Raw genomic sequence first — 16,728 nt, 5'->3', positions numbered from 1 at the left:
TGTTACAAATATAACACGATAAATTTTCAATTAAAAATGATAAAAAGCGTCCGTAATGTGTTCTATCACAAAGGAATTACCTTCTTTATGAATTGAAATCACATCAAAACGCACCTCAACATCGAGATTTTTAGCGCATACGTATTCGTCGATAGCCCGTGTAAGTAGTCTAATTTTCTTGTTGTTAACTGCATCAATTGGTAAACCAATTTCGACTGAAGTTCTGGTTTTAACTTCTACTACAACTAGGAGGTTATTTTGGGTACAAACAATGTCAATTTCGGCTTTTTGAAAACGCCAATTGGTGTCCAAAATGACATATCCGTTCTCTTTTAAGAAATCTGCAGCCATTTCTTCTCCTAATCGACCTAGTTCATTATGTGCCGCCATCGTTACATTAATTTTAGATTTATAAAAAAAACTAAGTAAAAAACCTAAGTACGATTTTTTTGTTATCTATTCGAAAACCAAAGTTGATTTTGAAGCAGTGACCTCAATTGTAACCGTATTTCCCATAATTAAGGTGCGATTGTCATGGATGTGACCCGCAGGGAAATTATAAATCACCGGAATATCATATTTCTTAGTAACATCTTGAATGATCTCCAAAGCATTTTTACCCCAAGGAATATCATTATCCTTCATACTACTCATGGCCCCAACAACGATTCCTTTAATACTTTCTAAACAACCGTTTCGTTTAAGGTTCATCATCATACGGTCTACGTGGTAAAGGTATTCGTCTAAATCTTCGATAAATAAAATTTTATCTCTACAATTAATCGCCGATGGGGAGCCAAATAAGCTATACAATATAGAAAGGTTCCCTCCTACTAATTCTCCCGATGCTGATCCCATTCTATTCATAGGGTCTGAAGCAATTTCGTAAGACAATTTTTGACCGAATAATGCAGTATGCAAACTCTCAATTGCTTGTTGAGTCGCTCTAGGCACGCTTATAGGCATAATCCCATGAATAGATTTGTAACCCATGGTGTTCAAATGATTGTGTAAAACAGTTACATCACTAAACCCGATAATCCATTTTGGGTTTTGTTTAAAGGTCGAAAAGTCCAACAAATCAACCATACGTACGGTACCATATCCGCCACGAACACACCAAATAGCTTTTATATTTGGGTTGTCCATTTGTACTTGAAAATCTGCTGCACGTTCTTCATCACTACCTGCCAACTGGTTTTGTTCCAAACCAATTGTTTTACCAATCACTACCTCAAGTCCCCAACTGTGCAACAAGTTTATAGTAGGCTTTAAGTTGTCAACAGTGTTTTTTCGGGCAGTGGATACAATTGCAATCGTATCGCCTTTTTGTAAATAAGCAGGTGTAATCATAGTAGTTTGAGATTGGCCATTAAAAATAAAGAGTATAAAAAATAAAAGTACAAAGCTGCACCTTTGCACTATTGCTTTCGAAAAAGAAAAAATAATCATCATAGAAAATAAAGATAAAGTACCGTTACGTCTTAGAAACAGTACACAAACAAAGATACGTTTTTTTGAAAATATCAATTGTTTTCTTAACTGAATTTGTATTTTTACTACACTAATCCCCTTGCAATGAAAACCTTACTACTACTTATAAGTTGTGGACTAACGATTTGTACCGCACAACCCAAAAAATACGCCATACATACAGTTGCCTTTTACAATTTCGAAAACTTATTTGACACCATTAACAATCCAGTAACCAATGATGATGAATGGACACCAAAAGGCTTCCAACATTGGGATTCAAAAAAATACTTTAAAAAATTACACAATCTATCGCAGGTTTTGGCTGAGATTGGCACAACCGAAAATACCAACTCACCAACATTGATTGCTTGTTCTGAAATTGAAAATCGAGCAGTATTAGAAGATTTGATTCAACAACCATTCATCAGCGGAAAAGAATACGGCATCATTCACTACGATTCACCAGATAAACGAGGGATTGATGTGGCGCTATTGTACCAAAAAAAATATTTCAAACCAACGTCCTACACCAACATTCCGCTAATTCTGTACAGCAAAGAGAAGGTGACAGCAGCAAAAGAAATAAGTAAACAAGAAGATGAAGATGCACCCGAAGCCAGTCAGGACAACCACCGCATTTTTACTCGTGATCAACTATTGGTCACCGGTTTTCTTGAAAATGAAGAAGTTCATATAATTGTAAACCACTGGCCATCACGATCAGGCGGAGAAAAAAAATCAAGTCCCTTGCGCGAGGCTGCAGCAGCTTTGAACCGAAAAATAATAGATTCGTTACAAAACATCAACCCAAATGCCAAGGTGATTACGTTGGGCGATTTGAACGATGGCCCTTTCAACAGCAGTCTAAAAAAAATACTAAATACAAAGGCCGTCAAAGCAGATGTACCTCCACTTGGCATCTTTAACCCCTTTGAGTCCATGTCCAACAAAGGCTTTGGCACGATAGCTTTCAGGGATTCTTGGGATATATTTGACCAAATTATGGTGACTCAATCTTTAATTCAAGACAAATTCAAACAATTTCAGTTTTGGAAAGCAGGTATTTACAACAAACCTTTTTTGATACAAAACTCTGGTCCGTACAAAGGCTATCCTAAAAGACACTCTGCTACCGAAGTAGGTTATAGTGACCACTTTCCGGTTTATATTTATTTAATTCGAGAAACTAAATAATCAGCAACTTACAATAATTACTGAAATCGAGAAATAATTCAATAGCTTAATATAAATGTTTGGCAATTTGTTGCATTTCCAGTAATTAATGACATAAGAACTATAAATGTGAATTCCATTAGGCTTGACTTCTTGTTTTTCGAACCAAATCCTTTTTAGTACCTTAGCAAAACACGAACATTTTAAATTAAAAATTCGATTATGGCATCAGACAAAAATACCTTCGATATACAACAAGTACTTTTTCAATTGGGGATAAAACCAGTAAATCTAGGAACCTCAACAGGAATTGAACGTTTTTCTACAGGCGAACTATTTGACAGTTACTCCCCTGTAAATGGACAATTGATTGCAAAAGTGTACAGCACATCTGCAGCTGATTACGAACAAGTAATGCTCACAGCAACAACAGCTTTTGAGACATTCAAAACCGTCCCTGCCCCAAAACGTGGAGAAATGGTGCGTTTGTTTGGTGATAAATTAAGGAAGAACAAAGAAGCACTTGGTAAATTAGTATCCTATGAAATGGGTAAATCTTTGCAAGAAGGTTATGGCGAAGTACAAGAGATGATTGATATATGTGATTTTGCAGTGGGTTTGTCCCGTCAATTGCATGGACTCACGATGCACTCTGAGCGCCCGAGCCACCGTATGTATGAGCAATATCATCCGTTGGGAGTGGTTGGAATTATATCTGCATTCAATTTTCCTGTTGCAGTTTGGGCTTGGAATACAGCTTTAGCATGGATCTCGGGTGATGTTTGCGTTTGGAAACCCTCAGAAAAAACACCTTTGTGCGGCATCGCTTGTCAAAATATCATTAGAGAAGTAATTCAGGAAAACGATCTACCAGAAGGTATTTCTTGCTTGATTAATGGAGATTATAAAGTGGGCGAAATGATGTCTGGAGATGTTAGGATTCCGTTACTATCTGCAACAGGTTCTACTCGAATGGGAAAAATAGTAGCGCAAAAAGTAGCGGGAAGATTGGGAAGGTCATTACTAGAATTGGGTGGAAACAATGCCATTATTGTAACACCTGATGCCGATTTGAAAATGACAATTATAGGAGCCGTATTTGGCGCTGTTGGAACAGCAGGACAAAGATGTACCTCGACCCGTCGCCTCATTATTCATGAAAGCATGTACGATAAAGTGAAGCAAGCATTAGTCACTGCGTACAAACAACTAAGAATAGGAAATCCTTTGGACGAAAATAATCATGTAGGACCGATTATCGACAAAGAATCTGTTGCGAATTACCTGGATACGTTAGAGAAAGTGGTTGCTGAAGGCGGAAACTTAGTAGTTCATGGAGGCATTCTCGAAGGAGATGGATGTGAAAGTGGTTGTTATGTACAACCTGCCATTGCAGAGGTCGAAAATCATTTTGCTATTGTACAAAAAGAAACCTTTGCACCTATACTGTATTTAATAAAATATAGTGGTGATGTTACTGACGCTATCGCTTTGCAAAACAGTGTAGCACAAGGTTTATCATCTGCTATTATGACTAATAATCTGCGTGAAGCCGAATTATTTCTATCTGCTTCTGGATCAGATTGTGGTATAGCTAATGTAAATATTGGTACTTCGGGAGCCGAAATCGGTGGCGCTTTTGGTGGTGAAAAAGAAACAGGTGGTGGAAGAGAATCTGGATCTGATGCTTGGAAGGTTTATATGAGACGACAAACCAATACCATCAATTACAGTACGAGTTTACCGCTAGCACAAGGCATAAAATTTGATTTGGATTAAAGCATAAAAAAAGGCAATTGAAGTGATTCAATTGCCTTTTTAAATTTAATTTATCTTTTACAAGTTAAATGACACCCCAATATTAAAAACAAATTGATTGTTTAGGTTTTGGAAATTGTCTGTAGTTGTTGGATCGTATTTAGCGATAGGAAATCCAATTTCGCTAAAAACCCCAATACCTTCAGAAAAGAAGTAACGCCCTCCAAGGTGAGCACCAAAATTTCTCAAACTCAAATCCAAACCTGGATAAATATCAACGTTTTGACCTAAAGTTAAAATAGGACCTAAATGTGCATCAAAGCGACCTTTAATATCAAATCGATCTCCAAAATCTGGCTTTATACCATCGATCTTAGACACTCCAAGCAAATAAGATGATACAACTCCAAACGAAATGTTTTCGGCAACACCAAAGTCAGCGGCAACGCGAATCCCAGAACCACCGTCTTGAATATTTGCTCCAATATCAAATTTAGTATCTCCTTTTCCTTTGAAAGCTTGTGCATTAACAAATAATGCAGCAGAAACTAAAATCAATGTAAAAATCTTTTTCATATTATTTTTATTAATTTATAATAGCCGCAAATTTACGTTATAATTTTAATTTCTTCCTTTTTCGTCAAAATATAATTGATGTACAGGTTCAGATTGCCAAAATTCTTTGGAATCCACATCCAGAATCGTAAGCGGACCTTTGAATGCAGCGCCCGTATCAACATTCCATACACAGGCACGTTGCACAGGCACAGTCTCGTTTATACGCGTTACAGGCGTGTGACCTATATAGATTTCGTCATACAATGTAAGACGTTTTGGGTATAGCAAATCATTCGGTTTAATGCTAGTGTCAAGTGCCAATGCAGTCTCCCATAAGGTGCGATCCCAATAAAACAGTTTCGGAAAATATTCATACTGTACACCGTTCATGTTGGTAAAGCCGGCATGCAAAAAGAGTCTGTTTTTTTCGTCTAAATAATAATCGTCCAAAGACAGTAAAAAGTTGACATGCAACTGCTTGGTCATCTTGTCTACAGACTCGTACGCTGTCAAAGTAGCCTCACCTCCATGTTCAAACCAAAGTACATTATCTTTGCCGTCCTTCAACCAGTGCAGCAAAAGCTCATCATGATTTCCTCGAATAAAAACACAATTGTTAGTTGTTTTTAATTCGATTAAATAATTTATAACCTGTGGCGATTGACTCCAACCATCCACATAATCACCCAAAAAGATTAGGGTATCGTCGGGAGTTACCCCTGCTCTTTCAATAACTTGGTGGAGGGCACGCAGACCTCCATGAATATCTCCTATAACTAATGTTCTCATCTATCTTTAACTACTAATTAGAAAGTCTTTTTACTTTCATTTTTATAAAAATAATAAAACTGACCGCATGTCTACCTTATTTTATGATTTTTTTACTTAAAAATTATGCGATTTGATTCTAAGGTAAAACGTAATGGCATTTTCAAAGCCTATACTTTAGATAAAAATAAAGCTAAATATACCCACTTTTAGTGATTGCATTAATCATTTTCGAAAGATATCTTTGCCTCATATCAATAAATAATTAACTCTTATTTTCTGATTAAATAAAACATAATCTAAATAGATCAAAAGTGATTAGAATACAGAAGATTAGCATCCTTTTAGCAATTATGCCCTTTGTTTTCAGCAGTTGTGCATCGGGTTACAAAAAAATTGTACCCGAAACTCTTGCTTACAATTCACAAAGCACTGCAAATGACATTACCCTTGAATATAAATACGGTTTATTAGATAAAAAATATTTTCGAAAAGAAAAAAAGAGCGGCCTTAAACTTGTAGCCTTAAAAATAACCAATAAATCCAATCAAGACTTTGTATTTGATAACAACATTCGTTTGAGTTATGATAACGGCACTATTTGTAACATTACAGATAATGAGTATGTTTTTAAGCTAATGAAACAAAGTCCGGCATCACATTTACTGTACTTGCTTTTATCACCAATGCAACTGTACACCACAAAGTCAAACGGCTACGGTCAACAAGTGAACAATAATTCCTTTCCAATTGGATTAATCATTGGTCCTGGTTTAACATTAGGGAATCTTATTACCGCTTCTACAGCTAATGGAAAATTTAAGCGCGAATTAGAAAATTACAATATCATTGGTAAAACCATTAAAAAGGGAGAAACTATCTATGGATTGGTCGGCATAAAATCTAATAATTTTGATGCTTTACAATTAAAAGTAAACTAAAGATTTTGCCCCAAATCTATCTTAAATCGACTCACATTGAGTACTTAATTATATATAAAATCAAAAAAATGAAACAAACTATCAAAGTTTTGTCTGTAGCTTTTGCTGCATCAGTAATGTTAACTTCTTGTTATTCATATACTAGCGTTGTTGGTAAAGGAGCTCAAGGATCTACTGCAGTATCACAATGGAATCATTATGTAATTGCTGGACTTGCGCCAGTTGGAGTATCTGACTCAAAAGCAATGGCTGCAGGAGCAGAAGATTATACTGTATTTACAAGACAATCATTTGTTAACGGATTAATTGCTGCCCTTACTTTCAGCATTTACACACCAACTACTACTACAGTTACCAAATAATTTAAGACTTGGCGGGAGCGCAAACTCCCGCCTTTTTATTCTATGAAAAAAATAGCATTTTACCTTAGCTTGTTCATCAGCTTGTATCTCGTTTTCACAATTTCTAATATTTTTCTGTATCATATTGACAAATTAAATCAGTATGGATATGGTTTTTTGGCAGGTCAATCGATACTATTGTTATTTTTTACCTACCTCACCTACAGATTTAAAAAAAATAATAGCGAAAAATTGCAGTTTTAGCAATAATTCAAACAACCGTATAATATACCCACTTTTAGTGATTGACAACTGTTAAAATTACGGCTACCTTTGTACCCAACAATACTGATTACGAATCCATAACATGTTGATTATGAAAAAAGCAGCCCTTTATTTTAGTCTTTTGATGAGTATCTATTTTATCTTAACCTTATTGAATGTTATTTTAAAACCAATCCATAAATTTAGTCAATATTCTGGTGAATTTCGATTGGGACTTTTTCTATCCGTATTTGCTTTTGGGTACCTTTGCCATCTTATCACTCAACCTATCAAGCACTAATCTATCTCTGAGCTTTCGAATATTACTTCCGTTTTAGATAAATATTTCTTTATTTAAATACCCTTTTTATGCGAAAATGTTAAATTTTAATTAAATTAGCCTTAATTAAAATAGCCTACAATGCATAAATTTTGGACGTTTTTGGTACTACTTATTTTTCCAGTATGTATCTATTCTCAAACAGACATTAACTCACTTCTTACTGAGTTGGACCGCACCATTGCTAACAACCAACAATACAAAACTAAAAAAGAAGCGGAGATTGACAAACTGAACGACCTTTTAAAATATACCTCTAGCACCACTCAAAAATATGAGATTTATGATAAGCTATATGGTAAATACAGATGGTATCAATCAGATTCGGCGCTAAGTTATGCTCGAAAAAGCCTAAAAATCGCACACCAATTAGACGATATTAAAAAAACCAATAACGCCAAGCTCAACTTAGCCTCCATCATGGAAACCTTGGGCATGTACAAGGAAGCTACCGAAATTTTAAATAAAATTGACATCCAAGCCACTCCCGAGAAAAAGGGAAATTATTTTGGGGTAAGCAGCTCCTTATATCTTTCGATGTCTAATTATGCTGCATCGGCGGAAGAAAAAAGCAACTATATTTCTCTTCGAAAAAAATATAGCGATTCTATTTTAAAATTCTATCCCACGCAATCAAAATCACATTTATTTACTACTTCAAACCAATTACTGGAAAGCGGAAAATACCAAGAAAACCTAGATTTATTACTGAATTATTATCCTAAATTAAAGGATTCAGATACCGACCAAGCCGTTGTTGCTTATTTGATCTCTCAAACGTACCATCAAAAAAAAGAGTTTGAACTCGAAAAAGAATGGCTCATCAAATCGGCTATATCTGATTTGAGGCTAGAGAAAAAAGAATACATTTCGTTACGTGCATTGGCTTTCCTATTATACCAGGAAGGAGACATTGATCGCTCCTACACCTACATAAAGCGCTCGCTCGAGGATGCGCTATTTTGCAATGCTCGCTTGCGTACGTATGAGATTTCGAAAATGATGCCCATCATTAATAAAGCCTACGAGAAGCAAAACGAGACCAACCACAACCAATTGGTTTACTTTTTGGTCAGTGCAACAGTCTTGTCTTTGATATTGCTAGTGATTTTGTTTTTACTTTTCAAACAAATGAAAAAATTAGCCAAAGCGAAAAGAGAAATTAGCATTGCCAACAAGCAATCACTAGCACTAAATGAAGAGTTAAAAGTTTTTAACGAAAAACTGAATGAAACCAATACCACTTTGAAAGAAGCCAATTTGGTAAAGGAAATTTATATTGGTCGTTACATGGATCAATGTTCGGTATACATTAGTAAACTTGATGGTTATCGTAGAAAATTGAACGTAATTGTCACTAGTGGTAAAAAAGAGGAACTAGTACGTGCCATCAAATCCAAAGAATTTATTGATGAAGAATTGAAAGATTTCTATAATAATTTTGACAAAACATTCTTGCTACTCTTCCCTAACTTTATTGAAGATTTCAGCCGATTGTTAACCGACAAAGATGATATCAAATTAAAATCGGGTGAACTGATGAATACGGAACTTCGCATCTTTGCTTTGATACGTTTAGGGATTTCAGATAGTGTGAAAATATCTGAATTTCTTCGCTATTCCTTATCTACCATTTATAATTATCGCACCAAATTGCGTAACAAAGCCGCTGGACCAAGAGACGAATTTGAGGCCAACGTAATGCGCATTGGCACCAATAAATAATTTTTAAAATCATACCTAGACACCTCTTTTATGCTGTTTTTTGACATAAAAAAGGTGTTTTTTTGCTACAGAGTCACTACTTTTTTTGTGTTAACAAAAATAAAAAATCCTTTATTAGCAAGGCTTTACAAAGAGTCGCTCACTACATTTACTACCATTTTGGAATATTGAATTTAGTCAAGGCTAAATCATCTTAATTTTGGGTTATTAAAGATTTCTAAAGCAATTTACAAATACATTAACTAAACCATAATGAAGCAATTTCTAGTAACCACATTAGTTTGCCTTGCCTTTTTTCCTCTGGCAATTGGGCAACAATTAAAATCCCCCAATTCAAAACTTCAAATGGAGTTTTCCTTGCAAAAGGATGGAACACCAACCTATGCTTTAAACTATAAAAACAAAGCGGTAATAAAAACCAGTACCTTAGGATTGGAGCTGAAAAACGATACCAAATCATTACTAAATGATTTTAAGATTATCGACACCAAAACAGCAACATTCAATGAAAATTGGGCACCGGTTTGGGGAGAAGTAAGCAGCATTCAAAACAATTATAACGAACTGGCTGTTACTTTAAATCAGAATACTACTGATAGAAAATTAATTATTCGTTTTCGTTTATTCAACGAAGGTCTTGGTTTTCGATATGAATTTCCTTCGCAGAAAAACCTAACCTACTTCGTTATCAAAGAAGAGCATACGCAATTTGCTATGGCTGGAGATCACAAAACATTTTGGATTCCAGGTGATTACGAAACACAAGAATACGACTATACTACATCAAAAATGTCTGAGATACGCGGTTTGATGAAAACGGCTACGACAGAGAATGTATCACAAAAATCATTTTCACCAACAGGAGTACAAACCTCTTTGATGATGAAAACTGCCGATGGATTGTACATCAATTTGCACGAAGCTGCTCTTATAAACTACTCCTGTATGCATTTGAATCTAGATGACAAAAACATGATTTTTGAATCTTGGTTAACACCCGATGCAAACGGAGACAAAGGGTACATTCAAGCGCCTGGAACATCACCTTGGCGTACGATCATGGTGAGCGATGACGCACGTGAAATCTTGGCTTCAAAAATGACATTGAACCTAAATGACCCTAGTAAAATTGAGGACACTTCATGGATCAAACCTGTAAAATACATTGGTGTTTGGTGGGAAATGATTACCGGAAAAAGTTCATGGTCTTATACTAATGATTTCACCTCGGTTGAACTTGGAAAAACAGATTATTCTACAGCAAAACCAAACGGAACACACGGAGCAACCACTACCAACGTTAAGAAATATATTGATTTTGCGGCCAAAAATGGTTTTGATGCTGTACTTGTTGAAGGATGGAATACAGGATGGGAAGATTGGTTTGGTAACTCCAAAGATTATGTTTTTGACTTTGTAACCCCTTACCCAGATTTTGATTTGAAAGGAATTCATGCTTACGCAAAAGAAAAAGGAATCAAGATGATTATGCACCATGAAACTTCAGGATCAGTGCGCAATTATGAACGTCACATGGACAAAGCCTACCAATTCATGAAAGACAATGGGTATGACGCTGTGAAAAGTGGTTATGTTGGAAACATGTTGCCGAGAGGTGAGAAACATTACAGCCAATGGATCATCAACCATTACCAATACGCTATAGAAAAAGCAGCAGAATACAAAATTATGGTCAATGCGCACGAAGCTGTCCGACCAACTGGGATTGCTAGAACGTATCCTAATCTAATCGGGAACGAATCGGCACGTGGGACGGAGTACCAAAGCTTTGGCGGTAACAATCCGAATCACGTCACTATACTACCCTTCACCCGTTTGATTGGAGGTCCTATGGATTACACACCCGGAATTTTTGAAATGGATTTGAGTAAAATGAATCCAGAAAACAATTCTCATGTAAACAGTACAATTGCCAACCAATTAGCCTTGTATGTAACCATGTACAGCCCGTTGCAAATGGCAGCTGATACACCTGAGAACTACAACCGCTTTCCAGATGCATTTCAATTCATCAAAGATGTGGCTGTAGATTGGGATGACAGTAAATATCTAGAGGCAGAACCTGGAGATTACTTAACTGTTGCTCGAAAAGCAAAAGGAACCAACAATTGGTTTGTAGGGAATGTAAATGGAAATACAACACGTACTTCTACCATCAATTTTGATTTCTTAGAAAAAGGCAAAAAATACATCGCAACGCTATACGCAGATGCAAAGGATGCCAACTACAAAACCAATCCGCAGGCGTACACGATCAAGAAAATGAAAGTGACTAGCAAATCAAAACTGAATCAAATTTCAGTTCCTGCAGGTGGATACGCCATTAGCATTATGGAACAAAAATAAATACACAGAAACTAAATTATTTAGGGAGAAATGTTTAAATTGATGTAGCAGTCTTAAAAATTGTTTTTTTGATAGGATTGCAGTTCTTTATTCGAAAAATAGTAGTGAAATATTGGCTTTTAAACCTACACAACCACTACTATTTTTCATCTAACGAAATAGGTAAAACACTATAAATCAGTATTTTATTTTCGAAAAAGAACAAAATCAACTACTTTTTAATTGTTACAACTATAGTCAGGCTATAAGCAAAATATCTTTACTTTAAGAAATCGATATAGTTGAAACCACAGTTAGAAAAAACTAAACTGATTTCCCAAAAAACTAAACTTTAACAAACCAAAAAAAACCAGAAATTATGGTACAAATGAAAAAAAGTTTGCATTGCATTCTTCTTTTATGCAGCATACTATTTATTATGCCAAGTACAATTGCCCAAATTGCATCAAAGACAGTCACGGGAGTTGTCATGGATCAAAAAGGAGAAACCTTAATAGGGGCTAGTGTCGCTATCAAAGGCACAAGTATTGGAACTATTACAGATGTTAACGGAAAATTTACGTTGCCAGTAAGTGGCAAATCAGCTATTATCGCGGTGTCTTTTGTCGGTTTTGAAACCAAAGAAGTACCAGCTGCACAGAGTTCAAAAATTGTTTTGATCGAAAACTCGAACGAACTTAAAGAGGTCGTTGTTCAAGTTGGATACGGTACCGTGAAGAAAAAAGACGCAACAGGATCTGTATCTCAAATCGCAGCCAAAGACTTTAACAAAGGTCAAAACGTAACACCAGAAAGTTTGATAAGCGGTCGTATATCAGGTGTGAACGTAACCGGTGGAGGAGCGCCAGGTGCCAAGGCAGATATACGTATACGTGGAGGATCATCATTAAATGCATCCAACGATCCCTTAATTATCTTGGACGGATTACCATTGAGTAACGCAGTACCATCTGGATCAACAAGTATCTTATCCACTATTGACCCAAACGATATTGAATCTTTTACCGTTTTGAAAGATGCATCTGCTGCCGCAATTTATGGTTCTCGCGCTGCCAATGGAGTAATTGTGATTACTACCAAGAAAGGTACAAAAGGTCGTATAAAAGTAAACTTCAGCTCCCAAGTGGGTGTGAACACGGTTGCTAATACGGTTGATGTTTTGAGTGCAGACCAATATAGAGCTTTGGTAAACGACAAAGGATCAGCTGCTCAAAAAGCATTACTAGGGACTGCAAATACCAACTGGCAAGATGAAATTTTCAGAACTGCTTTGACTGTAAACAACAACATATCTGTAAGTGGCGCCTTGTTTGACAAAGTACCTGTACGTTTGTCTGTGGGTAATGTAGACAATCCTGGTATCTTGAAAAATACAAGTTTTGAAAGAACAACGACATCGATAGCTATTAATCCTGTTTTGTTTGACAACCACTTAAAAATTGACATCAGCGGAAATTTATCTTTTGGTAAAAATCGTTTTCAAGACGAAAACGCTGTAATTGGTAGTGCTATTGGATTTGATCCAACACAATCCGTTTACCAAGCAGGTTCGCGTTACGGAGGATACTTTGAATGGTTGGAGCCTAACGGAAACCTAGCTTTGTTACCAGCTAAAAATCCGGTAGCTAGATTGAATCAAAACGAAAGCAGATCTACCTCTACTAGAAAATGGGGTAATGTGCGTTTGGATTACAAACTACATTTCTTTGAAGATATGAGAGTGGTAGCCGAAGCAGGAATTGATAGATTTGATAGCAATGGATATACTCAAGTAAGCAATTTAAGTGCTAACGGATACCAAGCTGCTGCTTTTAGCTCAGGAAACTGGACCAACGTAGGAAATTATTCGAACTATACTGATGCGCTTCAAAATAAAAACTTGAATACCTATTTGAATTATACCAAAAAGGTTGGGGGATTGAATGTTGATGCTACAGCAGGATACAACTACCAATTGTTTCAAAAGGTGAAATATGAGTCTGGAGAAACAAGACAGCCTACACCAAATGAAGATGTTACTACAGACCCAGACATTAATTTACAATCGTTTTTTGGTCGTTTAAATTTAGGATATGAAAGCCGATATTTATTGACTTTAAATTATAGAAGAGATGGTACTTCTCGTTTCTCGAAAGAAAACAGATGGGGTAACTTTGCTGGAGCTGCTTTTGCATGGAATATTGCTGAAGAATCTTTCTTGAAAGACAACAATACTGTTTCTGGCTTGAAATTGAGAGTAGGATATGGTACCACTGGTCAACAAGATATCTCTGCATCGTATGATTATTTAAGAAGAGTAACACTTGGGTCGATTAATACACAATATGTTTTTGGAAACACGGTTTATGCAACTGCTCGTCCTGAAGGATACAACCAAAACATCAAATGGGAAGAATTATCAGAGATGAACGTAGGTTTGGATTATGGTTTCTTCAACAACCGAATTACGGGATCTATTAACTATTTCGATAAAAAATCAAGCGACTTACTAGCAGACGTTCTTGTTCCTGATGGAGCAAATTTAAGAAATCAAGGTTTCAACAACATTGGTAGTTTAAGCACAAAAGGACTTGAATTTAGTATCGAATCAGATATCGTTAAAACTGATAACCTACGTTGGAATGTAGCTTTCAACACAACCTACATCAACCAGAAGATCACCGATTTGGGAGCAACTGTTCCTGGATTTACAGGATATGCTGTAGGAGACATCTCGGGTGGACAAGGAAACAAAATCCAGATTAACTCTGTAGGATCGTCTCCAAACTCTTTCTTTGTTTTCGAACAATTGTATGATGCCAACAAAAGACCTATTCAAGGGGCGTATGTAGATCGTAACCAAGACGGAAAAATTGATGATGGGGATCGTTACAAATTTCACAAAGCAGCACCCGATTATACTTTTGGATTGTTCTCTACTGTGAATTACAAAAAATTTGATTTCACAATGAACTGGAGAGCGAGTATGGGGAACTATATTTTTGATAATGTGAGTTCAGACAAAGGATACCTACTTGCTGGTTTAAGAAGAGATACTGATTTATCAAACGTAAGCTCAGACTACCTCAACACCAGATTTACTGCTGAAGACAATGGAACACAACGTTACTTATCTAATTATTTTGTAAAAGATGCTTCTTTTATCAAACTAGACAATGTAACAGTTGGCTACACCTTTGACAAATCATTGTTGAAAGTGGCTACGTTGCGATTTACCTTGGGCGTTCAAAATGTATTGACTTTGACCAAATACAACGGAATTGATCCAGAACGTTTTAGCGGAATTGACGGAAATGTATACCCAAGAGCAAGAACATTCTTGTTTGGAGTAAATGCAAATTTCTAGATACATCAGGTTGAAACCATTAATTTAAAAAACACAAAAGATGAAAACATCATTTAAATATATATCTTATTTCTTCCTAATGATTTTGGGATTGAATTTGACACTTAGCTCTTGTACGAGCGACCTAGACGTGACTCCAAAAGATGACGATGAATTTCTGTCAGAAACCTTTTTTCAAGATCCTGCATCTTACAAACAAGTGCTAGCCAAATTATATTCTGGATTGTATGTAGGAGGAAATGACGGAGACAACAAACCGGATATTGCTGGTATTGGTGGCGACTTTAGTAGTTACTTGCGTTTGCTTTTTGTAATGCAAGAATTCACTACAGACGAAGCTATCATTGCTTGGGCTGATGGAACTTTACCAACCTTAAACACGCAAACTTGGGCACCTGCCAATGAGTTTTTGTACGGAACATACTCTAGAGCTTTTTACGAAATAAGTTTGGCTAACGAATTTTTGAGACAAACGTCTGATGATAAATTGACCTCTCGTGGTGTAGATGCAAATCTAAAAGCGCAAATCGCCAACTTTAGAGCCGAAGCACGTTTTTTAAGAGCTTTCTCTTATGTGAACTTGATGGACTTGTTTGGTAATGTGCCAATTACAACAGAAAAAGATCCAGTAGGTTTCTTTTATCCAGAGCAAAAATCAAGAGCTGAAGTTTTTGCTTTTATCGAAAGTGAATTGAAAGACCTTGACAATAGCTTGGTCGCAACAAAAACAAACGAATACGGACGAATTGATAAAACGGCTGCTAAATTTTTATTAGCAAAAATATATTTGAATGCTAAAGTTTATACCGGAACTGAGAGATTTAATGATGCAGCAAAACTAAGCTCAGACATTATTGCAACCTCTGGTTATACGTTTGCAAACGTACCTTACAAATTTTTATTCTCTGCAGACAACAATCGTAACGGTTCACAAAGTGAAGTGATTTTTCCTGTAGTAAGTGACGGAAATGCAATTCGTGCAACAGGTGGAGGTATGAGTTTTATTCTTCATGCGTCTATCGGTGGGTCTATGGATGCTGCTGCTCAAGGAATGAATGGTGGATGGCAAGGAATCAGAACTCGCAAAGAGTTTGTTGCTTTGTTTCCTGATGCTACTGCTACTGCAGACAAAAGAGGAACTTTCTATACTAATGGTCAAACATTAAGTATTGCCAATGTTGGAACCTTTACAAATGGTTACGCAGTTACAAAGTACACTAATGTTAACTCTGATGGAACTGCAGCACAGCGTAATGATATTCCTGATACTGACTTTCCTATGTTCCGCCTATCAGATGTGTATTTAATGTATGCAGAATGTGCAGTACGTGGCGCGGCAGGTACAGACATGACTACGGCGCTAGGCTACATCAATAAACTGAGAACGAGAGCAAATGCTAGTCCTGTAACAACGGCAAATCTAACGCTTAATTTTATTTTGGACGAAAGAGGACGTGAACTATTCTGGGAATGTCACCGTAGAACTGATTTGATTCGTTTTGGAAAATTCACCGGTGGAGACAAAATTTGGGAATGGAAAGGTGGCACTCAAAATGGTGCTGCGACAGCAAGCTTTAGAGATTTAATGCCAATTCCTGCCAAAACAATCCAAGCAAACCCTACGTTGAAACAAAATCCTGGATACTAAACTAACCACTTTTAAAAAACCAT

The 16,728-nt window shown here is 36.3% G+C and carries 12 protein-coding genes; 8 read left to right on the top strand and 4 right to left on the bottom strand.

The genetic code is table 11. From position 1 onward, the window contains the following. Nucleotides 1–30: 30 nt before the first annotated feature. The gene (locus tag FFWV33_RS05245) at nucleotides 31–390 is read right to left on the bottom strand and encodes a YraN family protein (protein WP_108739936.1); all 360 of its coding nucleotides are present in this window, start codon (nucleotides 388–390) and stop codon (nucleotides 31–33) included. Nucleotides 391–456: 66 nt separating this feature from the next. Continuing rightward, nucleotides 457–1,353, bottom strand: coding sequence for a S66 peptidase family protein (locus FFWV33_RS05240; protein WP_108739935.1), 897 nt, complete (start codon nucleotides 1,351–1,353; stop codon nucleotides 457–459). Nucleotides 1,354–1,578: 225 nt separating this feature from the next. Here FFWV33_RS05240 and FFWV33_RS05235 point away from each other — a divergent pair, with 225 nt between their 5' ends. Continuing rightward, nucleotides 1,579–2,670 (top strand): endonuclease/exonuclease/phosphatase family protein, encoded by a 1,092-nt coding sequence (locus FFWV33_RS05235; RefSeq protein WP_108739934.1) that lies wholly within the window; start codon nucleotides 1,579–1,581, stop codon nucleotides 2,668–2,670. A 201-nt stretch (nucleotides 2,671–2,871) separates the two neighbouring features. Further along, the gene (gene amaB / locus FFWV33_RS05230) at nucleotides 2,872–4,428 is read left to right on the top strand and encodes an L-piperidine-6-carboxylate dehydrogenase (RefSeq protein ID WP_108739933.1); all 1,557 of its coding nucleotides are present in this window, start codon (nucleotides 2,872–2,874) and stop codon (nucleotides 4,426–4,428) included. 57 nt (nucleotides 4,429–4,485) lie between these two features. On the opposite strand, the gene FFWV33_RS05225 is transcribed toward amaB, so the two are convergent. Both FFWV33_RS05225 and FFWV33_RS05220 read right to left on the bottom strand, forming a co-directional pair. After that, entirely contained in the window at nucleotides 4,486–4,983 is a 498-nt protein-coding gene (locus FFWV33_RS05225; RefSeq protein ID WP_108739932.1) for a DUF6646 family protein, read from the bottom strand. Between the two features lie 45 nt (nucleotides 4,984–5,028). Continuing rightward, the gene (locus FFWV33_RS05220) at nucleotides 5,029–5,754 is read right to left on the bottom strand and encodes a metallophosphoesterase family protein (protein ID WP_108739931.1); all 726 of its coding nucleotides are present in this window, start codon (nucleotides 5,752–5,754) and stop codon (nucleotides 5,029–5,031) included. A gap of 293 nt (nucleotides 5,755–6,047) precedes the next feature. Between FFWV33_RS05220 and FFWV33_RS05215 the strand changes: the two genes are divergently transcribed. The 6 genes from FFWV33_RS05215 to FFWV33_RS05180 all read left to right on the top strand — a co-directional run bounded on the left by FFWV33_RS05215 (nucleotide 6,048) and on the right by FFWV33_RS05180 (nucleotide 16,705). Continuing rightward, nucleotides 6,048–6,674: a hypothetical protein gene (locus FFWV33_RS05215; protein ID WP_245891666.1), complete on the top strand. Its 627-nt coding sequence runs from the start codon at nucleotides 6,048–6,050 to the stop codon at nucleotides 6,672–6,674. A gap of 68 nt (nucleotides 6,675–6,742) precedes the next feature. Beyond that, nucleotides 6,743–7,036 carry a Bor family protein gene (locus FFWV33_RS05210; RefSeq protein ID WP_108739930.1) on the top strand — a complete coding sequence of 98 codons (294 nt, stop codon included), beginning with the start codon at nucleotides 6,743–6,745 and terminating at the stop codon, nucleotides 7,034–7,036. A 664-nt stretch (nucleotides 7,037–7,700) separates the two neighbouring features. Continuing rightward, the gene (locus FFWV33_RS05195) at nucleotides 7,701–9,344 is read left to right on the top strand and encodes a DUF6377 domain-containing protein (RefSeq protein WP_108739927.1); all 1,644 of its coding nucleotides are present in this window, start codon (nucleotides 7,701–7,703) and stop codon (nucleotides 9,342–9,344) included. Between the two features lie 252 nt (nucleotides 9,345–9,596). Next, nucleotides 9,597–11,711 (top strand): glycoside hydrolase family 97 protein, encoded by a 2,115-nt coding sequence (locus tag FFWV33_RS05190; protein WP_108739926.1) that lies wholly within the window; start codon nucleotides 9,597–9,599, stop codon nucleotides 11,709–11,711. Nucleotides 11,712–12,069: 358 nt separating this feature from the next. Beyond that, a complete protein-coding gene (locus tag FFWV33_RS05185; protein WP_245891665.1) occupies nucleotides 12,070–15,057 on the top strand; it encodes a SusC/RagA family TonB-linked outer membrane protein in 2,988 nt (995 codons plus the stop codon). Nucleotides 15,058–15,097: 40 nt separating this feature from the next. Then, entirely contained in the window at nucleotides 15,098–16,705 is a 1,608-nt protein-coding gene (locus FFWV33_RS05180; RefSeq protein ID WP_108739925.1) for a RagB/SusD family nutrient uptake outer membrane protein, read from the top strand. Nucleotides 16,706–16,728: the final 23 nt, after the last annotated feature.

This window comes from Flavobacterium faecale (assembly GCF_003076455.1).
GTDB lineage: Bacteria > Bacteroidota > Bacteroidia > Flavobacteriales > Flavobacteriaceae > Flavobacterium > Flavobacterium faecale.
Note: the sequence above shows the minus strand (reverse complement) of the source record. Positions and strands in the feature narration are given on the sequence as shown.